General features: G+C 70.5%; 15 protein-coding genes. 2 read left to right on the top strand and 13 right to left on the bottom strand.

The genetic code is table 11. The features are described 5' to 3' along the window. Nucleotides 1–46 precede the first annotated feature (46 nt). A complete protein-coding gene (locus tag AB0D74_RS32000) occupies nucleotides 47–1,828 on the top strand; it encodes a TIM barrel protein (RefSeq protein ID WP_362594725.1) in 1,782 nt (593 codons plus the stop codon). Between the two features lie 175 nt (nucleotides 1,829–2,003). Then, nucleotides 2,004–3,875: a glycosyltransferase family 39 protein gene (locus AB0D74_RS31995; RefSeq protein WP_362594723.1), complete on the top strand. Its 1,872-nt coding sequence runs from the start codon at nucleotides 2,004–2,006 to the stop codon at nucleotides 3,873–3,875. Nucleotides 3,876–3,888: 13 nt separating this feature from the next. Here the strand turns inward: AB0D74_RS31995 and AB0D74_RS31990 are convergent, their stop codons facing one another. The 13 genes from AB0D74_RS31990 to tkt form a co-directional block, all read right to left on the bottom strand. Continuing rightward, nucleotides 3,889–6,756 (bottom strand): glycoside hydrolase family 2 TIM barrel-domain containing protein, encoded by a 2,868-nt coding sequence (locus tag AB0D74_RS31990; RefSeq protein WP_362594721.1) that lies wholly within the window; start codon nucleotides 6,754–6,756, stop codon nucleotides 3,889–3,891. Between the two features lie 26 nt (nucleotides 6,757–6,782). After that, entirely contained in the window at nucleotides 6,783–7,649 is an 867-nt protein-coding gene (locus AB0D74_RS31985; RefSeq protein ID WP_362594719.1) for a carbohydrate ABC transporter permease, read from the bottom strand. Further along, nucleotides 7,646–8,614: a sugar ABC transporter permease gene (locus AB0D74_RS31980; protein WP_362594717.1), complete on the bottom strand. Its 969-nt coding sequence runs from the start codon at nucleotides 8,612–8,614 to the stop codon at nucleotides 7,646–7,648. The genes AB0D74_RS31985 and AB0D74_RS31980 overlap by 4 nt, the downstream gene beginning before the upstream one ends. A gap of 20 nt (nucleotides 8,615–8,634) precedes the next feature. Then, nucleotides 8,635–9,900, bottom strand: coding sequence for a sugar ABC transporter substrate-binding protein (locus tag AB0D74_RS31975; RefSeq protein ID WP_362594715.1), 1,266 nt, complete (start codon nucleotides 9,898–9,900; stop codon nucleotides 8,635–8,637). Nucleotides 9,901–10,160: 260 nt separating this feature from the next. Then, nucleotides 10,161–12,011, bottom strand: coding sequence for a glycoside hydrolase (locus tag AB0D74_RS31970; protein ID WP_362594713.1), 1,851 nt, complete (start codon nucleotides 12,009–12,011; stop codon nucleotides 10,161–10,163). A gap of 11 nt (nucleotides 12,012–12,022) precedes the next feature. Beyond that, the gene (locus tag AB0D74_RS31965; RefSeq protein WP_362594711.1) at nucleotides 12,023–13,270 is read right to left on the bottom strand and encodes an ROK family protein; all 1,248 of its coding nucleotides are present in this window, start codon (nucleotides 13,268–13,270) and stop codon (nucleotides 12,023–12,025) included. A gap of 222 nt (nucleotides 13,271–13,492) precedes the next feature. Then, nucleotides 13,493–14,086 carry a histidine phosphatase family protein gene (locus tag AB0D74_RS31960; protein WP_362594709.1) on the bottom strand — a complete coding sequence of 198 codons (594 nt, stop codon included), beginning with the start codon at nucleotides 14,084–14,086 and terminating at the stop codon, nucleotides 13,493–13,495. A gap of 7 nt (nucleotides 14,087–14,093) precedes the next feature. Next, nucleotides 14,094–14,969, bottom strand: a complete 876-nt coding sequence (gene gnd, locus AB0D74_RS31955) for a phosphogluconate dehydrogenase (NAD(+)-dependent, decarboxylating) (RefSeq protein ID WP_362594707.1) — start codon at nucleotides 14,967–14,969, stop codon at nucleotides 14,094–14,096. Between the two features lies 1 nt (nucleotide 14,970). Continuing rightward, a complete protein-coding gene (gene pgi / locus AB0D74_RS31950) occupies nucleotides 14,971–16,617 on the bottom strand; it encodes a glucose-6-phosphate isomerase (protein WP_362594705.1) in 1,647 nt (548 codons plus the stop codon). Next, nucleotides 16,610–17,545 carry a glucose-6-phosphate dehydrogenase assembly protein OpcA gene (opcA, locus tag AB0D74_RS31945; protein WP_362594703.1) on the bottom strand — a complete coding sequence of 312 codons (936 nt, stop codon included), beginning with the start codon at nucleotides 17,543–17,545 and terminating at the stop codon, nucleotides 16,610–16,612. The genes pgi and opcA overlap by 8 nt, the downstream gene beginning before the upstream one ends. Next, nucleotides 17,542–19,110, bottom strand: a complete 1,569-nt coding sequence (gene zwf, locus AB0D74_RS31940) for a glucose-6-phosphate dehydrogenase (RefSeq protein ID WP_362594701.1) — start codon at nucleotides 19,108–19,110, stop codon at nucleotides 17,542–17,544. The genes opcA and zwf overlap by 4 nt, the downstream gene beginning before the upstream one ends. After that, complete coding sequence (gene tal / locus AB0D74_RS31935) at nucleotides 19,110–20,252, bottom strand: transaldolase (RefSeq protein WP_362594699.1); 1,143 nt, start codon at nucleotides 20,250–20,252, stop codon at nucleotides 19,110–19,112. The genes zwf and tal overlap by 1 nt, the downstream gene beginning before the upstream one ends. 32 nt (nucleotides 20,253–20,284) lie before the next feature. Continuing rightward, nucleotides 20,285–22,387, bottom strand: coding sequence for a transketolase (tkt, locus tag AB0D74_RS31930; RefSeq protein ID WP_362594697.1), 2,103 nt, complete (start codon nucleotides 22,385–22,387; stop codon nucleotides 20,285–20,287). Nucleotides 22,388–22,513: the final 126 nt, after the last annotated feature.

Raw genomic sequence — 22,513 nt, 5'->3', positions numbered from 1 at the left:
CCCCAAAAAAACGCAGGGGGTTGCAGTGAACGTGAGGGAAAAGGTCATGCGTACTTCCATTGCCACCGTTTCGCTCAGTGGGTCACTGACCGAAAGGCTCACCGCCGCCTCGCGGGCCGGGTTCGGTGGGGTCGAGGTCTTCGAGAACGATCTGCTCGCCAGTCCGCTTCCGCCCCGTGAGATACGGGCCCGGTGCGTCGATCTGGGGCTCACCGTCGACCTCTATCAGCCCATGCGGGACATCGAAGCCGTCCCCGGCGACGAGTTCGCGCGCAATCTGCGGCGCGCGCGGCACAAGTTCGAGCTGATGCGGGAGCTGGGGGCCGACACCGTGCTCGTCTGTTCCTCCGTGTCGCCGCTCGCGATGGACGACGACGGTCTCGCAGCCGAGCAGCTGTCCCGACTGGCGACGCTCGCACAGGACTTCGGCGTCCGCGTCGCCTACGAGGCGCTCGCCTGGGGGCGGCACGTCAGTACGTACGACCACGCCTGGCGGATCGTCGAGGCGGCAGGGCACCCCGCGCTCGGGACGTGCCTCGACAGCTTCCACATCCTCTCCCGGGGGTCCGATCCCAAGGGCATCGAGGAGATACCCGGGGAGAAGATCTTCTTCCTGCAACTGGCCGACGCCCCGCTGCTCGCCATGGACGTGCTCCAGTGGAGCCGGCACTACCGGTGCTTCCCGGGGCAGGGCGGGTTCGACGTCGCCGGGCTCGTGCGGCACGTGCTGCGCACGGGGTACGAAGGGCCGCTCTCCCTGGAGGTCTTCAACGACGTCTTCCGGCAGGCGGAGGCCGGGCCGACCGCCGTCGACGCGCACCGTTCGCTGCTGGTGCTCCAGGAGGCCCTCGGGGCCGGGGAGCTGCCCGCGCCGGTCGTGCCGACGGGGGTCGCGTTCGCCGAACTGGTCACCCCGGACGCCGAACCGGTCTCGGCGCTGCTCGGTGCGCTCGGCTTCGCCAGGACCGCCCGGCACCGCAGCAAGCCCGTCGACCTGTGGGAGCGGGGCACCGCCCGGATCCTCGTCAACACCGGTCCCGCCGCCCGCCGCGACGGCACCGGGCTCGCCGCGATCGGCCTGGAGTCACCGGACCCGCGGGCCGCCGCCCGCCGCGCCGAGGCCCTGCTCGCCCCCGTGCTGCCCCGCCGCCGCGCCCCCGAGGACGCCCCGCTCGACGCGGTCGCCGCCCCCGACGGCACCGAACTGTTCTTCTGCGCCACCGGCCGGGATCCGGAACTCCCCGACTGGCGGGCCGACTTCACGGACGTACCGCACACCCCGCCGGCCGCCCCCGCGCACATCGACCACCTCGCGCTCACCCAGCCCTGGCACCAGTACGACGAGGCGGCCCTCTTCCACCGCAGCGTCCTCGGCCTGCACGCCCAGGAGAGCGTCGACGTCGCCGATCCCTACGGGCTGCTGCGCTCCCGGGCCGTCACCAACGCCGACGGCAGCGTCCGGATCGCCCTCGGGGTCGGCGCGGCCCCGGCCGACGACACCCTGCACGCCCAGCACATCGCCCTGGCCGTCCCGGACGTCGTCGCCGCGGCCCGTGCCTTCCGGGCGGCCGGCGGCGGCCTGCTGCCCATCCCCGCCAACTACCACGACGACCTCGCCGCCCGGTACGAGTTCGCCGACGGCGAGCTGGAGACGTACCGCGACCTCGGCATCCTCTACGACCGGGAGACGGGCGGGGTCTTCCGGCACTGCTACACGCGGACCGTCGGACGGGTCTTCTTCGAACTGGTCGAGCGGGACCCCGGATACCGCGGATACGGCGCCCAGAACGCCCCGGTGCGCCTCGCGGCCCAGCACACCCGGCGGTGAGACACAGGCGGGGTTCAGGATTCTTACAGCTTCCATGAGCAATACTCACGAACATCCTGAATGTTCCTTGACAACCCGGACGTGACGTTCGCCGGAATCCAGTCGTCCTACAGGCCGTAGCACTCCGGGGCGCTCTGGAAGCCCCGGACACCGGGAGTCCTGGAGGCCGTCCGCGATGCCGAGCCCTGTCAGCGCCGAGCCGCTCGTCCGAGTCGAGGGGCCGCCGCCCCCGCCGGCCCCGGCACGCAGCCGCACCCAGCGCTACGAGCGCCCGATCCTCGCCGGCATCGCCACCGTCGCCGCGCTGCTCTTCTTCTGGGGCATCTGGCACAGCGCGTACCACTCCTTCTACGCGAGCGCGGTCCGCAGCATGACCGACAACCCGGTCGCCTTCCTCTACGGCTCCTTCGACCCGGGCAACTCCATCACCCTGGACAAGCTGCCCGGCTTCCTGTGGCCGCAGGCCCTGTCGGCGCTGGTCCTCGGCTTCCACCCGTGGTCCCTGGTGGTCCCGCAGGCCCTGGAGGGCGTGGCCTCGGTGGTCCTGCTGCACGTGGTCGTACGGCGCTGGGCCGGCGTACCGGCCGGGCTGCTGGCCGCCGCCTTCCTCACCCTCACCCCGGTGACCGTGGGCCTGGGCCGCTCGGTCACCGAGGACGCGCCGTTCGTCCTGCTGTTGCTGCTGGCCGCCGAGGCCACCCAGCGGGCCACCGCCCGCGCCCGGCTGCGCACCCTCGTCCTCGCGGGCGTCTGGGTCGGGGTGGCGTTCCAGTGCAAGATGCTGGAGGCCTGGGCGGTGCTGCCCGCGCTGGCCGTGACCTACCTGGTGGCCGCGCCGACCACCCTGCGCCGCCGGATCCGGGACCTCGCCGTGTCCGGGGCGGTCACACTCGCGGTGTCCCTGTCCTGGATGCTGGTCGCCGGCCTCACCCCGGCCGCCGCCCGCCCCTACCTCGACGGCACCACCGACAACTCGCCGGTCGCCCTCGTCGTCGGCTACAACTTCCTCACCCGCTTCCAGGCGCTGGGCGTCGACGCGGCCGGCACCGGGAGCATCGTCGCCGGCCGGGCCCACGGCAGGGCCTCGGCGGGGATGGGGGAGACCGTCTGGAAGATGTTCAGCCCCGGACTGGCCAGTCAGACGGGCTGGCTGTACCCGCTGGCGGCACTGGGCCTGGCCGCCGGGCTGTACGGCCTGTGGCGCCGCCGCCCGCAGCGCACCGATCCCTTCCTGGCCGGGTATCTGCTGTGGAGCGTCTGGCTGGTGACGTTCTTCCTGGTCTTCAGCTTCGGCAGCGTGACCGGACACACCTACTACATGGGTGTGGTCGCGGTCGGCCTGTCCGCCCTGGCCGCGACGGCCGTGACCCGGGTGCGGCGCCGGGGCGTGCTGTGCGCGGTCCTCGCCGTCAACGTCGGCTGGTGCGCGGCCCTCACCCTGTACTACCCGGGCTTCTTCACCTGGTCGGTCGGGGTCGCCGCGGTGCTTGACCTGCCGGCGCTGGTCCTCTTCGCCGTCGGCGGGTCACGTCCGCGCAGGACCGCCCTGGCCGTCGCCCTCGCCGCGGTCCTGGTCGTCCCCACCGTCTGGTCCGCGTCCGCGACCTCCCTGCGCTACAACCAGCCCGGCGGGTTCGGCCGGATCGGCCCCGGCAGCATCGCCACCCGCAACGGCGCCTCCGCCCTGACCCGGGACCAGCAGCGGGTCCTCGCCTACCTCACCGCCCACCGGGACGGCGCCCGCTACCTGGCCGCCGTGCCCCGCTGGCAGATGGCGGCGCCGTACATCCTCTCGGACAACGCCGCCATCCTCCCGCTCGGCGGCTTCACCGCCCATGTGCCGTACCCCGCGCCCGGCACCTTCCACCACCTGGTCGACACCGGCCGGCTCCGCTACGTCCTGCTCTCCGCGGCCGACCTCACCCACCGCGCCCGGGGCGCGAAGACCCCGGGCCGGGCCCTGGTCCGCTGGGCCATCGGCCACTGCGCACCCGTGCACGTCTCGCGATACACGCTGTACCGCTGCGGACCGGGCCACGGCGGGTGACCGCGCCGAAGGATCAGCCGGTCTCCGTGAACACGAAGGAGAACTCGGCCGGTCCGGCGTGCAGTTGGTACTGCGGCAGGACGCCCGGCCCGCAGGACTGCGAGCCGATGCCGTGCTGGCCGTGGTCCAGGGTGACCCAGACGGTGTCACCAGGCGTCAGATCGGTGCGGTGAGCGGCGGCGTCCAGCTGCTCGGTGGTCCAGCGGCGGGCCGTGAACCAGAACTCCGGGTCGCCCTCGATCCGCAGCCCGCCGAGCTCCGCCCAGCGGACGTCCGCGCGGGCGCCGTTCTCCTGCGGACGGAGGTACGGCGTCTGCAGGCCGTCCACCGTCGACTCCCAACGGCCCACCACGGAAGCCGACCTGGTGTCCGGGTACGCCTCGCCAGGTCCGCCGCCGAACCACCGCACGCGGTCGGCCGCCGTCAGCCCGAGGCGGATACCGAGCCGGGGCAGCGGCACCGTCCAGTCCCCGTCCGGGGTCACGGACACGGTGAGCCGGAGGCGGCTGCCGTCCGTGGTCCACCGGTAGACCGTCCCCAGCCCGAACTCCCAGGCGGCCGGCGCCACCCGGGTCCGCACGGTCAGCGCGTCACCGGTCTGCTCCACCGCGTCCAGGCGGTGCCGCATCCGGTGCAGACCGAACTTCCGCCACAGCGCGCCGTAGCGGATGTCGCTCTGCCAGGCGGCACCGTCGTCGTTGTCGGTCGTCGCCCGCCACACGTCCAGCCGCAGTCCGGTCAACGCCACCGAGCCGATGCTCCTCAGCGCGCCGCTGCGCGCGTCGAAGACGGCCGGGCCGAGGGCGATCGACCCGTCGCCGGACACCACCGGCACGGTGGCGGCGGCGAAGGCCGGCAACTGCCGCCCCGAGACGGGGAACTGGCCCCAGGCCACCACGTGACCGCGCGGTCCCCAGCCCGCGTCGGCTCCCAGAACCGCGCGCACCGTCCACTGCGTCTCGCCGCTGCCGGCCGCGACCGGCGGTTCCGGCAGCTTCACCTCCGCCGACTCGCCGGCCGCCAGAGCCGGTACGGCCAGCGGGCCCGACTCGACGGTCTCGCCGCCGACCTGGTACGACCACTCGAAGTCCAGCGGCGACAGATCGGCGAAGTCGTACCTGTTGGTGACGCGCACCGTCCCGTCGGCGCCGTCGCCGTCGATCCGGACGGGCTCGATCACCTTCTTGTACTCCACCAGCCCGGGGGAGGGCTCCCGGTCGGGGAAGACCAGCCCGTCGCAGACGAAGTTCCCGTCGTGCAGCTCCTCACCGAAGTCGCCGCCGTACGCGTACCCGTACCGCTCGTCCTTGATGCCGTGGTCGATCCACTCCCAGATGAAGCCGCCCTGAAGCCGGTCGTACGACTCGAAGATCTCCTGGTAGTCGGCGAGGCCACCGGGGCCGTTGCCCATCGCGTGCCCGTACTCGCAGAGGATGAAGGGCAGTCGACGGCGCTTGTGGGTGCCCCCGTCCAGCTCGCGGCCGATCCGCTCGACCTCGGCGTGGCCGGCGTACATCCGGGAGTACACGTCCGTGTCACGGCAGTCGATGTCACCCTCGTAGTGCACGAGCCGCGACGTGTCCCGGCCGTGGATCCACTCGGCCATCGCGGTCAGGCCGCGCCCGGTGCCGGCCTCGTTGCCCAGGGACCAGATCACCACCGACGGGTGGTTCTTGTCGCGTTCGACCATCCGGGCGGCCCGGTCGAGCAGCGCCGGGGTCCAGCGGTCGTCGTCGACGGGGTTGTCCCGCCAGGCCTGCTCGGTGAAGCCGTGGGTCTCCAGGTCGCACTCGTCGATCACCCACAGGCCGTACTCGTCGCACAGGTCGAGGAAGGCCGGGTGCGGTGGGTAGTGCGAGGTGCGGACCGCGTTGATGTTGTGCCGCTTCATCAGCAGCACGTCCGCGAGCATGGTCTCCCGGTCGAGGGCCCGGCCCTTCTCGGGGTGCCACTCGTGCCGGTTGACGCCCTTGAGCAGGACCGCCTTCCCGTTGACCTTGATCAGGCCGTCGTCCAGGGCGACGGTCCGGAACCCGATCCGCAACGGCACCCGCTCGCCCCCGGTGGCCAGCACCCCGTCGTACAGCCGCGGGGTCTCCGCCGTCCACGCCTCCACCGGGACGGTGACCGGCTCGCCGGTGGCGACGTCGATCCCCAGCTCCGGCACGGTGACCCGGCCGGCCACGTCGGAGTCGACGCGCAGCGTGCCCGTACCGCCGACGTGGTCGTAGGAGGCGTGCACGAAGAAGTCGAGGGCGCTGCCGGCCGGGCGGTGCAGCAGGGTGACGTCCCGGAAGATGCCGGGCAGCCACCACTGGTCCTGGTCCTCCAGGTAGGAGCCGGCCGACCACTGGTGGACGCGGACGGCCAGCACGTTCCCGGCCGGCTTCAGCAACTGCCCGACCGCGAACTCGTGCGGCAGCCGGGAGCCCTTGAACTCGCCGATGTCCGTGCCGTTCAGCCACACCCGGGCGCAGGACTCGACCCCGTCGAAGCGCAGCACCGCCCCGCCGCCCGCCAGGTCCCAGCCCTCGGGCAGGTCGAAGAACCGCAGGTGGTCACCGGTGGGGTTCTCGGTCGGGACCCTGGGCGGGTCGACCGGGAACGGGTAGAGGTGGTTCGTGTAGATCGGCGCGCCATGCCCCTGGAGCACCCAGTGCCCCGGGACCGAGACCTCCGCCCAGCTTCCGGCGTCGTACCCCGGCTCGGCGAACGCGTCGTCCTCGGCGTCGGCCGTGGGCGACAGCCGGAAGCGCCAACTGCCGTTCAGGGAGAGGGACTCGGCGTCCGAGACGGGGTACCAGGCGCGGGGCGGCAGGGCCCCGGAGCCCGGTGAGACGTCCTCTACGTAGTCGACAGCCGTGGCAGAGCGGAAAGACATCGGTCTCCAGGTCGTGAGAGTGCGGCTCAGCCCTTGATGCCGGTCTGCGCGATCCCCTGGACCAGCCAGCGCTGGAGGAAGAGGAACACGAACACCAGGGGCAGGATGGAGATGGCGGTGGCCATGAAGATCAGGTGGAAGTTGACGGTCTGGTTGGTCATGAAGGAGGAGAGCGCGATCTGCACGGTCCAGGAGCTCGGGTCCTGGCCGATGACGAGCGGCCACAGGAAGGAGTTCCAGGCGCTGATGAACGTGATCGTGGCGATCGCCGCGAAGAAGTTCAGCGAGTTGGGCACGACGATCCGCCAGTACGCGCCCCAGTAGCCGAGCCCGTCCACGCGTGCCGCCTCCTCCAGTTCCTTCGGGAATCCGAGGAAGTACTGCCGGAAAAGGAAGCAGGTGAAACCACTGAACAGGCCGGGGATGATGAGTCCGCGGTAGGTGTCCACCCAGCCGAGGGACGAGACCAGCACGAAGCTGGGCACGAAGGTGACGGCGGTGGGGACCATCAGGGTCGCCAGGACCGCGTAGAAGACCTTGTTGGCGTGCCGGTACGGGATGCGGGCCAGGCCGTAGCCGGCCAGGGAGCACACCAGGAGCGTGCCGCTCGTGGTCAGGACGGCGACGACCAGCGAGTTCACCATGGACGTGCCGAAGTCGACCGTGGGGTCGCTGAACAGCTCGCTGATGTTGCCCCACTGGAAGGAGGGCAGCACCTTCCAGTTCTCGCCGGTGATCTCCAGGTCCGTGGAGAGGGCGTTGCGGACGATCAGGTAGAAGGGGATCAGGAAGAGCAGGGCGGCGATGCCGACGGCGACGTACAGCCCCGTGTTGCCGAGGACGCCCCCGCCCTTCCTGCGTCGCTTGCCGACCTGGGGCGTGGTGGTGGTCACTTGGACTCCTCCCCCCTTCCGAATCCCATGAACTTGCCCTGGACCAGGGTGACCAGGCAGATGAGCAGCGACAGGATGACGGCGCCTGCGCTGCCGGCGCCGTAGTCCTGGCTGGTGCCGAGGGCCGTCTTGTAGAGCTCCATGAGCGGTGTCTGCGCCCAGGTCGCCTTCTGCCCCACGATGTTGAAGAACTCGTCGAAGGCCTGGTACGCGGCGATGAGCAGGAGCAGGATCACCGCGGTCGACGTGGCGCGCAGCTGGGGCAGCGTGATGTACCGGAAGGTCTGCCAGCCCCGCTTGGCGCCGTCGATGGCGGCGGCCTCGTACAGCTCGCCGGGGATGTTCTGGAGCGCCGCCAGGAACAGGATCATGTAGAAGCCCGACTGGATCCACAGCCGCAGGGTCACGATGACCAGCCAGTACCAGGGCGGGGTGGGGTCGGACATCCAGGCGACGGTGTCGGCGCCGAACCAGCCGATGACCGTGTTCGCGAGTCCGAAGCGGACACCGCTGAAGATGGACATCTTCCAGATCAGGGCCGCCGCCACGTAGGAGACGGCGGTCGGCAGGAAGAACACCGACCGGAAGAACGCCCGCATGAACCGCAGCTGGTTCACGAGCAGTGCGAGCCCGAGCGACAGCGCCCAGGTGGTCGGCACGATGAACGCGGCGAACACGGTGAACGTCACCAGCGAGTCGGGGAACTCGCTGTTGGTCAGGATCTGCTTGTAGTTGTCGAAGCCGACGAAATGGCTCGGCGTGACGGTGTAGCGGGCGTCGAAGAAGCTGAGCCAGACGCTCCAGCCGATCGGCACGAAGACGAAGATCGCCAGGCCGATGAGGAAGGGCCCGGTGAAGAGCCAGAAGTTCACGGTCGGGTTGCCCCGCAGGCCCCGCCGCGGCCGGGCCTGGGAGGCCTTGGCCGGGGCGGGCTGGGCGACCCCGCGTGTGGTGGTGGTCGACATGTCGTGGTCTTCCCGGGGGCCTATCCGAACAGCTTCTTGAGCTCGACGTCGACCTTCTTGTCGCAGGTGTCGAGCGCCGCCTCGGGGTTGCCGTTCTTACGGACGGAGGAGGCGATCACCTCGGCGAACGCGGTCTGCATGGTCTGGTCGTAGGCGATGTTGTCGAAGTGGCCGTAGTCGGTGAAGAGCTTCACGCCCTCGGCGGCCAGGCCGGACTTGAGCTTGGTCGCCCCGCTGGCGATCGACGTGCGCGGCGGGATGTGGAAGCCGTACGAGGTGGCCCAGTCCTCCTGGTACTGCTTCTGGTCGATCCACAGCCACTTGACGTATTCCTTGGCCGCGTCGACGTTGCTGCCCTTGGCGTTGACGAAGATCGACCAGCCGCCGTTGTAGACGGACGGCTTGCCCGCGCTGCCGATCTTCGGGAACGGGAAGATGCCGAGGTCGTCGCCGAGCGCCTTCTGCATGGCCGGCATGGACCACATGCCGCCCCACTGGATGGCACACAGGCCCTGGTTGAGCGAGGACGGGTCCCAGAAGTCGGTCGGGGCGTCGAGCAGCACGTTGCCGCTGGTGAACAGCTTCCGGAGCGTCTTGAGACCCTCGACGACGCCGTCCGTGTGGTAGGCGATCTGGTTCTTGTCGTCGATGGTGTCGGCGCCGGCGGACCAGATGATGGGGTTCTGGATGGCGCTGAAGTCGTTGCCGAGGAAGGCGCCCTTGACCTTGCTGGTGGTCAGCTTGGCGGCGGCCTCGACCAGTTCGTCGAGGGTGGTGGGCACCTCGACCTTGGCCTTCTCCAGCATCGACTTGCGGTAGTAGAAGAACTGCGGGTCGTCGATCATCCGGATCCCGTAGATCTTCCCGTCGACCGTGTGGGACTTGATGTCGTTCGGGTTGAAGTCGTCCTTGACCGGGTCGATGATGTCGCTCAGGTCCGCCACCTGGCCGCTCTTGACGAGCTGGAGCTGCGGGTGGAACTCGAAGACGTCGGGCGCCTTCTTGGTGAGCAGGGCGGCGAAGAGCGCGGACTCGAAGTTGTTGCCGGTGATCCAGTTGGTGCTCACGTCGGCCTTCTTGTACGCCGCCGCGTAGCGCTTGAGGGCCTGCTCCGTGCCCGCCTCGCCGTAGGCGTGGAAGTACTGGGTGAGCTGCGTGCCCGACCCGCTGCCCCCGCCTCTGCCGTTGTTGCTGCCGCACGCGGCCAGCGTGCCGGCGGCGGCCATGCCCGCTGCCGCCCGGAAGAGCGACCGGCGAGACCAGTTGTTGTTGCTGAGTGCCGACATGGTGACGTCCTTGTCTGTCGAGTGCGGCTGTGGCGCTGCGGCTGTGGAAGGCCCTGAAAACCTCGCGAGCCGACTGGCTGAAAATGCGTCGCGGAGCGGGACGTTAACCTTCGGCTAATGCTTCGGCAAGAGGTTGGACGAAGTCTGCGCGAAACGTTGTACCCGGTTCGGGATGACGAACAGGTGGGAAAGCAGAGCAAGTTGAGGGCCGCCGGGTCAGGGGGTGGCCGGCGGCCCTCGGATGGGGTGGAGCCGGGCGGCTACTGCCTGGTCCAGGCCTCGTTGGCGCCGCCGTTGCAGCTGTAGAGGATCACTTTGCTGCCGTCGGCGGTGGCCTGCCCGCTGACGTCGAGGCACTTGCCGGACGCCTCGCCGAGGATCTGCCCGTTGGCGTTGAGCAGCCAGCGCTGGCTCGCGTCACCGGTCGGGTCCGCGGTGGCCGTCAGGCCGGAACCGGACGCCGTCAGATAGCCGTTCGGGCCCTTCAGGGTGCCGTCGGCGCTGTACGACCAGGACTGGTCCGCGGCACCCGTGCAGGTGGCGATCGCGGCCCCGGAGGCGTCCGCCGTCAGGCACTTGCCGGACTGCCGGCCGGCCAGCGCACCGGTGACGGCCGAAGTGCCGTGGCCCTTCCGGTCGAAGACGTACGTCGTGATCGAGCGGGCGGCGAGGGTGGCGGACACCGTCCCCGCGGTCACCGACGGTTTCGGCACGTCGGCCCAGTCCTCGGTGGCCGAGGTGCGCACCGCCTGCCTGGCCTTCACCGGTGTCGCGCTGTTGAAGTGCAGACTCAGCGGGGTGTCCGTGGTGTTGTGGTTGTTGACCACGACCACCCACCGGCCGCCGCTGTCGTACGCCGACACCTCGACCCCGTCCGGCGCCCCGGTCACGTTGTGCGCGACCGAGCCGGGCCTGACGAACTTGCTGTACTGGCCGAGCGCGTAGTACCGCTTGGTGAAGTACAGCGTCTGATTGCCGTTGGCCGCGTAGTCGGGGTCGTAGTAGACCAGGCCGTCGTTCCAGCCGACGTCGTTCTTCGCGTACGGGTCGGTGCCGTAGCCGCTGGCCAGCGCCACCCACCACTGGAAGGCCGAGTCGTGGGCGCTCGCGAAGTCCTTGTAGATGATCCGGGACATCAGCAGGGCGTTGTCGATGGACGGGTCGTACTCCTGGTTCCAGCCCGTCGAGCCCTTGCCGAAGCAGCAGATCTCCGAGGCCCAGGACTTCGTGCCGACCGACCTCGACGTCTCGTAGACGTTCCCCAGCTGGCCGTCGTTCGGGTTGTTGTACGTGTGGTGGGCCAGCGCGGACACGTACTGCGCGGTCCCGGGCTGTGAGATCCACTGCGGGAGCTCGGAGACGAACTGGGTGGTCTGGCTGGACTCGTCCGCGATGATCGACGTCTTCTGGTGCCTGGCCTGCTGCTCGGCGCCCAACGCACGCACGATGTCGTCGCGTTGGTCGACGGTGACCTGCATGCCCTCCTGGCCGCACGAACCGAAGTCGTTGTCCGGTTCGTTGAAGGGGCTGATGTAGTCCAGTTTCACGCCCTGGCGGGCGAAGTGGTCGGTGACGTCGGCGACGTACTTCGCGTAGTCGGTCTCGTTCTCCGTCTTCAACCGGCCGCCGCAGCTCTGCCCGTTGGTGGTCCATCGGGCGGGCGCGCTGTTGACGAAGCCGATCAGGTCCTGGACGCCGTACTTCGCCGCGTACGTCAGGAACGTCCGGCCGCCCTTGTCCCTGCTCCAGTCGTACGAGCCGTCGGCGGCCAGGAAGTCCTCGGCGACCCGGGCCGGGGTGGTGACCGCGGCCCCGCCACCGCCGATGTTGTAGCGGTACGAGCTGAGGTCCAGGCCCTGCTTGGAGAAGAGCAGTTTCGCCACCCGGGCCTGCACCTTGGGGGAGAAGTGCTGGAGGTCGTTGACCCACCAGGCGCCCGAGGCCCCGATGTCGTCGATGGTCTGGGCGGCGTGCGGGGAGACCTCGGCGGCCGGTGCCGTGGCGGTGGCGGCCGAGGTGGGCGGGGCGGACATCAGCGGTCCGGCGACGGCCAGCGCGGCTGCGGCCGTCAGGAGGACCGATCTCCTGCGAGGGGGGTGTGACACGTGCATCCCTTCCGTCGTCATGAAGGTGGTGCGGTACGGCTCCGTGCGGAGCCGGCGGTGCGTCTCGGGGTCCGCTGTCCCACCGACTGCAGGGCGCCCTCCAGCGCGAACGTGGCGGCGCCCAGGCAGACCGGGTCGGTGGGGACGGGGGAGAGGACGATCTCGGTGGCGGCGAACGGCCGCCGCAGCGCGTGCCGCCGGACGGCCTCGCGCACCTCGTCGAGCAGCGGTGCGCCCAGCCTCCTGGCGACCCAGCTGCTGAGCACGACCACTTCGGGGTTGTACAGGTTCACCAGGTCCGCGATGCCCGCGCCGAGATAGCGGGCGGTGCCGCGGACCACCTCGACTGCCAGCGGGTCCCCCGCGGCCACCCCGTCGGCCAGCGCGTCGATCGTGGCCGTCTGGTCCTCGGGGTGCAACAGCGGGGAGCGGGGGCTGAGTTCGCGCAGGTTGAGCATGATCCCGGGGGCGCCGACGTACGTCTCCACGCAGCCGTGGTTGCCGCAGTGGCAGAGCCGGCCGTCGAGCACGAGTGTCGTGTGCCCCCATTCGCCGGCGCTGTTGCTGACCCCGCGGTACAGCCCGCCGCCCAGGACCAGCCCGGCGCCGACCCCGGTGCCGAGGTTCACCACCACGGCGTCCTCGCGCCCGCGCACGGCCCCGAACCACAGCTCGGCCACCGCGCTCGCTCGCAGCGGGTTGTCGAGATACAGCGGATAGGCGATGTGGTCGGCGAGCAGGTCGAGCAACGGCACGTCGTGCCAGTCCCAGTTGGGCGCGTACTCGGCGATCCCGGTGGCCCGGTCCACCTGGCCCGGCACGCTCACCCCGACGCCCAGTACCCGGGCGCCCTCCACGCCGGCCTGGGCGACCACCGAGCCGACGGCCGTGGCCACCTGGCCGACCGCCTGCTCGGGCCGGCTCTCCCCGGGGCGCATGTCCTCCACCGCCCGGACCAGCACGTTCAGCCCCAGGTCGAACAGCTCCACCCGGACGTACGTCTCCGCCATGTCGACACCGATCAGCGCGCCGCCCGCCGGGTCGACGGCGACGAGCCCCCGGGGACGGCCGCCCGCCGAGTCCTCGAAGCCGACCTCCGTGATCATCCGGAGGTCGAGCAGCTCCCCGACGAGGGTGGCGACCGTGGCGACGCTCAGTCCGGTCGCGGCGGCCAGCGTCTGCCGGGAGGTGGGGGACCGGGCGATGATCTGGCGCAGCACCTCGTAGCGGTTGGCGGTGCGGATGTCACGCGATGTGCGCTTCACGCGGCTGCCCCTCCCATCCCATCCCGTCCCGGCCGGGCCGGGGCGTACGACGGCACCGGCGCGGCGTCAGGCTATGGGCTTCACAGGACTTTCGACAAGGGGTTAGGAAATGGGCCGTAGAAACAGTCCCGGCGGCCGCCCGGGGGCCACCCGTCGAGCCACCGGGGGCCAACACGGCAGAACGGCCCGCCAGTTGTCACTGGCGGGCCGTCGCGGCAGGCGTTACGGCAGTTCGTTCCACTCGGCGATCACGGGCCACCCGTGCTCGGTGGAGAGCCGGCTGACCGTCCCGGTCGCCAGCTGGAACAGCCGGCCCTCGGCGGGCGGCAGCCCCAGGCGGCGGGCGGTCAGCACGCGCAGGAAGTGGGCGTGGGCCACCAGGATCACGTCACCCGTGCCGGTGGTGAGCGCCGTCTCGACCTTCCTGAGCACCCGGTCGGCGCGTGCGCCGATCTGCTCCGGCGACTCGCCCGGGTGTCCCTCCGGGCCGGGCGGGACGCCGTCGGTCCACAGGTACCAGTCGGGGCGGCTGCGGTGGATCTCCGCCGTGGTGACGCCCTCGTAGCCGCCGTAGTCCCATTCGTGCAGGTCGGGGTCTGGTGCGACCCCGGTCAGACCGGCCAGTTCGGCCGTGCGTATCGCACGGTCCAGCGGGCTGGCCAGCGCCAGTGCGTAGGTCCGGCCGGTGAGCAGCGGGGCGAGGGACTTGGCCTGTTCCTCGCCGTGCTGGGTGAGGGGCAGGTCGGTCCAGCTGGTGTGCTGGCCCGACACGCTCCACTCCGTCTCACCGTGGCGGACCAGGAGGAGGTCCCCCACGGCACACCTACTTCGACTCGACGGCGTGGCCGCCGAACTGGTTGCGCAGCGCCGCGATCATCTTCATCTGCGGGGAGTCGTCCTGGCGGGACGCGAACCGGGCGAACAGGGACGCCGTGATCGCCGGCAGCGGCACCGCGTTGTCGATGGCCGCCTCGACGGTCCAGCGGCCCTCGCCGGAGTCCTGCGCGAAGCCCTTCAGCTTGTCCAGGTGCTCGTCGTCGTCCAGCGCGTTGACCGCGAGGTCGAGCAGCCAGGAGCGGATGACGGTGCCGTCCTGCCAGGAGCGGAAGACCTCGCGGACGTTGTCCACGGACTTGACCTTCTCCAGGAGCTCCCAGCCCTCGGCGTACGCCTGCATCATGGCGTACTCGATGCCGTTGTGGACCATCTTGGAGAAGTGCCCGGCGCCCACCTTGCCGGCGTGGACGTAGCCGTAGGGGCCCTCCGGCTTGAGCGCCTCGAAGATCGGGTGGAGCCGCTCGACGTGCTGCTTGTCGCCGCCGACCATCAGGGCGTAGCCGTTCTGGAGGCCCCACACACCGCCGGAGACACCGGCGTCGACGAAGCCGATGCCCTTGATGGCGAGTTCGGCGGCGTGCTTCTCGTCGTCCGTCCAGCGGGAGTTGCCGCCGTCGACCACCGTGTCGCCCTCGGACAGCAGGTCCTTGAGCTCGTCGACGACGGACTGGGTGGCGTGGCCCGCCGGGACCATCACCCACACCACGCGCGGCGCGTCGAGCTTCTCGACCAGCTCTTCCAGGTTCTTGACGTCGGAGACGTCGGGGTTGCGGTCGTATCCGATGACGGTGTGGCCGGCGCGGCGGATCCGCTCGCGCATGTTGCCGCCCATCTTGCCGAGGCCGATCAGTCCGAGCTGCATGTCACTTCACTTCCTTGAGCGTGCGGTACGTCGAGACGAGGGCGGTGGTGGACGGGTCGAGGCCGGGCACGTCGGTGCCCTCGGTCAGGGCGGGCTCGATGCGCTTGGCGAGCACCTTGCCCAGCTCCACGCCCCACTGGTCGAAGGAGTCGATGTTCCAGATCGCGCCCTGGGTGAAGACCTTGTGCTCGTAGAGGGCGACGAGCTGGCCGAGGACCGACGGGGTCAGCTCGCGGGCCAGGATCGTGGTGGTGGGGTGGTTGCCCTTGAAGGTGCGGTGGGCCACCTGCTCCTCGGCGACGCCCTCCGCGCGGACCTCCTCGGCGGTCTTGCCGAAGGCCAGCGCCTGGGTCTGGGCGAAGAAGTTCGCCATCAGCAGGTCGTGCTGGGCCTTGAGTTCACCGCTCAGCTCGGCGACCGGCTCGGCGAAGCCGATGAAGTCCGCCGGGATCAGCTTGGTGCCCTGGTGGATCAACTGGTAGTAGGCGTGCTGGCCGTTGGTGCCCGGCGTGCCCCACACCACCGGACCGGTCTGCCACTGCACCGGCCGGCCCTCCCGGTCCACCGACTTGCCGTTGGACTCCATGTCCAGCTGCTGGAGGTAGGCGGTGAACTTGGACAGGTAGTGGCTGTACGGCAGCACCGCGTGCGACTGGGCGTCGAAGAAGTTGCCGTACCAGATGCCCAGCAGGCCCAGCAGCAGCGGGGCGTTGGCCTCGGCGGGGGCGGTGCGGAAGTGTTCGTCGACCAGGTGGAAGCCGTCGAGCATCTCGCGGAAGCGGTCCGGGCCGATGGCGATCATCAGGGAGAGGCCGATGGCGGAGTCGTAGGAGTAACGGCCGCCGACCCAGTCCCAGAACTCGAACATGTTGTCCGGGTCGATGCCGAACTCCGTCACCTTGCCGGCGTTCGTGGAGAGGGCCACGAAATGCTTGGCCACCGCCTTCTCGTCGCCACCCAGTCCGTCGAGCAGCCAGGTGCGGGCCGAGGTCGCGTTGGTGATCGTCTCGATCGTGGTGAACGTCTTCGACGCGACGATGAACAGCGTCTCCGCCGGGTCCAGGCCGCGGGTCGCCTCGTGCAGGTCGGCGCCGTCCACGTTGGAGACGAACCGGAAGGTCAACTCCCGTGCGGTGAACGCCCGCAGGGCCTCGTAGGCCATCGCGGGACCCAGGTCCGAGCCGCCGATGCCGATGTTGACGACGTTCCGGATCCGCCTGCCGGTGTGGCCGGTCCACTCGCCCGAGCGGACCCGCTCGGCGAAGGCGCCCATCTTGTCGAGCACGGCGTGCACCGCCGGGACGACGTTCACCCCGTCGACCTCGACCACCGCGTCGCGCGGGGCGCGCAGCGCGGTGTGCAGCACCGCGCGGTTCTCGGTGACGTTGATCTTCTCGCCGCGGAACATGGCGTCCCGCAGCCCGGACACGCCGGTGGCGGCGGCCAGTTCCTGGAGCAGGGCGAGGGTCTCGTCCGTGATCAGGTGCTTGCTGTAGTCGATGTGCAGGTCGCCGACCCGTACGACGTACCGCTCGGCGCGCGCCGGGTCGGCCGCGAACAGCTCACGCAGGACGGGCTGTCCTTCGGCCCGGTGGTCCTCCAGGGCGGCCCACTCGGGCCGCCGGGTGAGCTCGGGGGTGTCAGGCATGGGAAGCGGTCTCCTTGGTGGCCTCGCCCCGCAGGGCGACGGCGTACATCTCGTCGGCGTCGAGGCGGCGCAGTTCCTCGGCGATGAGTTCGGAGGTGGGGCGGACCTTCAGGGCGAGGGTGCGCGGCGGCTGGCCCGGCAGGGTCAGGCTCGCCAGGGGGCCCTCGGGGCGGTCGATGCGGATCTCGCCGTTGGCGGTGCCGAGCCGTACGGCCGTGACCACCGGGCCGGGCGAGACCACGCGGTCCACCTTGACCTTCAGGCGCGCCTCCAGCCAGCGGGCGAGGAGTTCGGCGCTCGGGTTGTCCGCCTCGGCCTCGACGGCCGCCGAGGTCACGTCGACCCGGGCCTGGTCGAGGGCGGCGGCCAGCATGGACCGCCACAGGGTCAGCCGGGTCCAGGCGAGGTCGGTGTCGCCGGGCGCGTAGTTGCGGGCGCGGGTCTCCAGGACCTGCATCGGCCGGTCGACCGCGTACAGATCGGTGATCCGGCGCTGGGCGAGCGCGCCCAGCGGGTCCTTCGAGGGGGTCTCGGGGGCCTCCACCGGCCACCACACGACCACCGGGGCGTCCGGCAGCAGCAGCGGCAGCACCACCGAGTCGGCGTGGTCGGAGACGTCGCCGTACGTGCGCAGCACGACCGTCTCGCCGGTGCCGGCCTCGGAGCCGACCCGGACCTCCGCGTCGAGGCGGGAGGTGGTGCGGTCGCGCAGGGTGCGGGCGTGCCGCTTGATGACGACCAGGGTGCGCGAGGGGTGCTCGTGCGAGGCCTCCTCGGCCGCCTTGATCGAGTCGTAGGCGTTCTCCTCGTCCGTGACGATCACCATCGTCAGGACCATGCCCACGGCGGGCGTGCCGATGGCGCGGCGCCCCTGCACCAGCGCCTTGTTGATCTTGCTTGCCGTGGTGTCGGTCAGGTCGATCTTCATGGCCTGCGCCAGCTCCGTCCGTCTCGTGCGAGCATCTCGTCGGCTTCCTGCGGTCCCCAGCTGCCGGACTCGTACTGTGCGGGCTTACCATGCTTTGCCCAGTACGTCTCGATCGGGTCGAGGATCTTCCAGGACTCTTCCACTTCCTGGTGACGAGGGAACAAATTGGCGTCGCCGAGCAGCACGTCCAGGATGAGCCGCTCGTACGCCTCCGGGCTGGACTCCGTGAACGACTCGCCGTACGCGAAGTCCATCGTCACGTCCCGGATCTCCATCGAGGTGCCCGGCACCTTGGAGCCGAACCGGACCGTCATGCCCTCGTCGGGCTGGACGCGGATGACGATCGCGTTCGCGCCGAGCTCCTCGGTGGCCGTGGAGTCGAAGGGGGAGTGCGGGGCCCGCTTGAACACGACCGCGATCTCGGTGACCCGGCGGCCGAGCCGCTTGCCGGTGCGCAGGTAGAAGGGGACGCCCGCCCAGCGGCGGTTGTCGATGCCGAGCTTGACGGCCGCGAAGGTGTCGGTCTTCGACTTGGGGTCGATACCGTCCTCCTGGAGGTAGCCGATCACCTTCTCGCCGCCCTGCCAGCCCTCGGCGTACTGCCCGCGCACGGTGTGCCGGCCCAGGTCCTCCGGCAGCCGCACCGACTTGAGGACCTTCAGCTTCTCGGTGAGCAGCGCGTCCGCGTCGAACGCGATCGGCTCCTCCATCGCGGTGAGGGCCATCAGCTGGAGCAGGTGGTTCTGGATGACGTCACGGGCCGAGCCGATACCGTCGTAGTACCCCGCACGGCCGCCGATGCCGATGTCCTCGGCCATGGTGATCTGCACGTGGTCGACGTACGACCGGTTCCAGATCGGCTCGTACATCTGGTTGGCGAAGCGCAGCGCCAGGATGTTCTGGACGGTCTCCTTGCCCAGGTAGTGGTCGATGCGGAACACCTGGTCCGGGTCGAACACGTCGTGCACGACCGCGTTCAGGTCCTGCGCCGACTTGAGGTCGTGGCCGAACGGCTTCTCGATGACCGCCCGCCGCCAGGCCCCGGGCGGCGGGGTGGCCAGGCCGACCTTCTTCAGCTGCCGTACGACCTTCGGGAAGAACTTCGGCGGCACGGAGAGGTAGAACGCGAAGTTGCCGCCGGTGCCCCGGGAGCCGTCCAGCTCGTCGACGGCCGCCTTCAGCTGCTTGAACGCGGTGTCGTCGTCGAAGTCGCCGGGGATGAACCGCATGCCCTCGGCGAGCTGCTGCCAGACCTCCTCCTGGAACGGGGTCCGGGCGTGCTCGCGCACCGCGTCGTGGACGACCTGCGCGAAGTCCTGGTCCTCCCAGTCCCGGCGGGCGAAGCCGACGAGCGAGAAGCCCGGCGGCAGCAGGCCGCGGTTGGCCAGGTCGTAGATCGCCGGCATCAGCTTCTTGCGGGACAGGTCACCGGTCACGCCGAAGATGACCAGGCCCGACGGGCCCGCGACCCTCGGCAGCCGCCGGTCGCGCGCGTCGCGCAACGGGTTGTCCCAGTCGGCGGCGGGCACCACAGGTGCCCGCACCTCCTTGGCGGTCTCGCTCATCACACCTCAACTCCCTTGCTGTCCAGGGACTTCGCGACGGCGTCCAGCAGGTCCTGCCAGGCCACCTCGAACTTGGCGACGCCCTCGTCCTCCAGCTTGCCCACGACCTCGTCGTAGGAGATCCCGAGCTGCTCGACGGCCGCCAGGTCGGCGCGGGCCTGCGCGTAGCCGCCGGTCACCGTGTCGCCGTGGATGTCACCGTGGTCGGCGGTCGCGTTCAGCGTCGCCTCCGGCATGGTGTTGACGGTGCCGGGGGCCACCAGCTCGTCGACGTAGAGGGTGTCCTTGTACGCCGGGTCCTTCACGCCGGTGGAGGCCCACAGCGGGCGCTGCCTGTTGGCCTTCGCGGCGGCCAGCGCGGCCCAGCGGTCGCCGGTGAAGACCTCCTCGTACGCCTCGTAGGCCAGCCGGGCGTTCGCGAGCGCGGCCCGGCCCTTGAGCGCGAGCGCCTCGTCCGTCCCGATGACGGTCAGCCGCTGGTCGATCTCGCTGTCGACGCGGGAGACGAAGAAGGAGGCCACGGAGTGGATGGTGGAGAGGTCCAGGCCCTTGGCGGCGGCCTGCTCCAGGCCGGCCAGGTAGGCGGCCATGACCTCGCGGTAGCGCTCCAGGGAGAAGATCAGCGTGACGTTGACGCTGATGCCCTCGGCGACGACCGCGGTGATCGCGGGGAGGCCGGCCTTCGTCGCCGGGATCTTGATCATCACGTTGGGGCGGTCGACCAGCCAGAAGAGCTGCTTGGCCTCGGCGACGGTGGCGGCGGTGTGGTGGGCGAGGCGGGGGTCGACCTCGATGGACACCCGGCCGTCCGCGCCCCGTGATGCATCGTATGCAGAATGCAGGATGTCGGCGGCGGCCCGCACGTCCTGCGTCGTCATCATCCGCACGGCCTCCTCGACCGTGACCCCCCGCACGGCAAGGTCGGCGAGCTGCTCCTCGTAGCCCTCGCCGGAGCCGATGGCGGCCTGGAAGATCGACGGGTTCGTGGTCACGCCCACGACGTTGCGGTCGGCGACCAGCTCGGCGAGGTTGCCGGTGCTGATCCGCTTGCGCGACAGGTCGTCCAGCCAGATCGAGACACCCTCGTCGGAGAGGCGCTTGAGTGCTCCCGCGGTGGCGGTTGCTTCGGTCACAGTGATCATCTTCCCTTACTGAACTGTTTCTGGCTGGTGGATCAGGCGGTGCGGGCGGCGGCGAGGGACTCGCGGGCCGCGGCTGCCACGTTCCCGGCGGTGAAGCCGAACTCCGCGAACAGGGTCCCGGCGTCGGCGGAGGCGCCGAAGTGCTCCAGGGAGACGATCCGGCCGGCGTCGCCGACGAAGCGGTACCAGGTCAGGCCGATCCCGGCCTCGACGGCGACCCGCGCCTTCACGGCCGGCGGCAGGACGCTCTCGCGGTACTCGCGGGACTGCTCCTCGAACCACTCCACGGACGGCATCGACACCACGCGGGTGCCTACCCCCTCGGCTTCGAGCAGGTCACGGGCCTCGACGGCGAGGTGCACCTCGGAACCGGTGGCGATCAGGACCACCTCCGGGGTCTCGGTCGACGACTCGCGCAGCACATAGCCGCCCTTGGCCGCGTCCGGGTTCGGCGCGTACGTCGGCACGCCCTGGCGGGTCAGCGCGAGCCCGTGCGGGGCGGGGTGCGTGGCGTGCCTCTTCAGGATCTCGGCCCAGGCCGCCGCGGTCTCGTTGGCGTCGGCCGGGCGGACGACGTTCAGGCCCGGGATGGCGCGCAGCGAGGCCAGGTGCTCGACCGGCTGGTGGGTGGGGCCGTCCTCGCCGAGGCCGATGGAGTCGTGGGTCCAGACGTAGGTCACCGGGAGCTGCATGAGCGCGGCCATCCGGACGGCGTTGCGCATGTAGTCGGAGAACACCAGGAAGGTGCCGCCGTAGATCCGGGTGTTGCCGTGCAGGGCGATGCCGTTCATCTCGGCGGCCATCGAGAACTCGCGGATGCCGAAGTGGACGGTACGGCCGTACGGGTTCGCCTCGGGCAGCGGGTTGCCCTTCGGCAGGAAGGAGGACGTCTTGTCGATGGTGGTGTTGTTGGAGCCCGCGAGGTCGGCGGAGCCGCCCCACAGCTCGGGCAGCACCGGGCCGAGCGCCTGGAGCACCTTGCCGGAGGCGGCGCGGGTGGCGACGGCCTTGCCCTCCTCGAAGACGGGGAGCGACGACTCCCAGCCCGCGGGGAGCTGACCGGCCACGACCCGGTCGAAGAGCCGGGCGTGCTCCGCGTTCCCGGTGCGCCACTCGGCGATCCGCTTGTCCCAGGCCGCGTGGGCCTCGGCGCCCCGGTCCAGGGCCCGGTGGGTGTGGGCCAGGACGTCGGCGTCGACCTGGAAGCTCCGCTCCGGGTCGAAGCCGAGGACGCGCTTGGTGGCGGCGACCTCGTCGGCGCCGAGGGCGGAGCCGTGGGAGGCCTCGGTGTTCCGGGCGTTCGGGGCGGGCCAGGCGATGATCGTGCGCATCGCGATGATCGACGGCCGCTCGGTCTCGGCCTGTGCCGCCTTCAGGGCCGCGTACAGGGCGTGAACGTCGACGTCACCCTCGGCGGTCGGCTCGATGCGCTGGGTGTGCCAGCCGTAGGCCTCGTACCGCTTCAGGACGTCCTCGGAGAAGGCGGTCGCGGTGTCGCCCTCGATGGAGATGTGGTTGTCGTCGTAGACGAAGACCAGGTTGCCGAGCTTCTGGTGGCCCGCCATCGAGGAGGCCTCGGCGGAGACGCCCTCCTCCAGGTCGCCGTCGGAGACGATCGCCCAGATCGTGTGGTCGAAGGGGGAGGCGCCCTCGGCGGCCTCCGGGTCGAAGAGGCCGCGCTCGTAGCGGGCGGCCATGGCCATCCCGACGGCGTTGGCGACGCCTTGCCCGAGGGGGCCGGTGGTGGTCTCCACGCCGGCCGTGTGGCCGTACTCCGGGTGACCCGGCGTCTTCGAACCGTGCGTGCGGAAGGCCTTGAGGTCGTCCAGCTCCAGCTCGTACCCGGCGAGGAACAGCTGGGTGTAGAGGGTGAGCGAGGTGTGCCCGGGGGAGAGGACGAAACGGTCCCGGCCGGTCCACTCGGGGTCCGCCGGGTCGTGGCGCATCACCTTCTGAAAGATCGTGTACGCGGCCGGGGCCAGGCTCATCGCGGTGCCGGGGTGCCCGTTGCCGACCTGCTGCACGGCGTCGGCCGCGAGGAGGCGTGCGGTGTCCACGGCACGGCGGTCGAGGTCGGTCCACTCGAAGCCGTCGTCGGAGCCGTCGTCGAAGCCGGCTGCTGTCTGCGTGCTCATCTTCAAGAAGTCCTCGTTCGAAGCGTTCTGGCTGGCCTGACGCGTTCAAAAGTAAAAGTCTGACTTTTGGGAGGGAAGGTCGGAGTGTGTCAGCCTGTGGTGAAAGTGGGACACGGATCTTCGACA

This window comes from Streptomyces sp. NPDC048278 (assembly GCF_040652195.1).
Taxonomy (GTDB): Bacteria; Actinomycetota; Actinomycetes; order Streptomycetales; family Streptomycetaceae; genus Streptomyces.
The sequence above is the reverse complement of the archived record's forward strand: the minus strand, read 5'-3'. Positions and strand labels throughout refer to the sequence as shown.

Coding starts and splice junctions, on each gene's coding strand:
- AB0D74_RS32000 (WP_362594725.1), top strand. CDS start 47: ATGCGTACTTCCATTGCCACCGTTTCGCTCAGTGGGTCACTGACCGAA.
- AB0D74_RS31995 (WP_362594723.1), top strand. CDS start 2,004: ATGCCGAGCCCTGTCAGCGCCGAGCCGCTCGTCCGAGTCGAGGGGCCG.
- AB0D74_RS31990 (WP_362594721.1), bottom strand. CDS start 6,756: ATGTCTTTCCGCTCTGCCACGGCTGTCGACTACGTAGAGGACGTCTCA.
- AB0D74_RS31980 (WP_362594717.1), bottom strand. CDS start 8,614: ATGTCGACCACCACCACACGCGGGGTCGCCCAGCCCGCCCCGGCCAAG.
- AB0D74_RS31975 (WP_362594715.1), bottom strand. CDS start 9,900: ATGTCGGCACTCAGCAACAACAACTGGTCTCGCCGGTCGCTCTTCCGG.
- AB0D74_RS31970 (WP_362594713.1), bottom strand. CDS start 12,011: ATGCACGTGTCACACCCCCCTCGCAGGAGATCGGTCCTCCTGACGGCC.
- gnd (WP_362594707.1), bottom strand. CDS start 14,969: ATGCAGCTCGGACTGATCGGCCTCGGCAAGATGGGCGGCAACATGCGC.
- pgi (WP_362594705.1), bottom strand. CDS start 16,617: ATGCCTGACACCCCCGAGCTCACCCGGCGGCCCGAGTGGGCCGCCCTG.
- opcA (WP_362594703.1), bottom strand. CDS start 17,545: ATGAAGATCGACCTGACCGACACCACGGCAAGCAAGATCAACAAGGCG.
- zwf (WP_362594701.1), bottom strand. CDS start 19,110: ATGAGCGAGACCGCCAAGGAGGTGCGGGCACCTGTGGTGCCCGCCGCC.
- tal (WP_362594699.1), bottom strand. CDS start 20,252: ATGATCACTGTGACCGAAGCAACCGCCACCGCGGGAGCACTCAAGCGC.
- tkt (WP_362594697.1), bottom strand. CDS start 22,387: ATGAGCACGCAGACAGCAGCCGGCTTCGACGACGGCTCCGACGACGGC.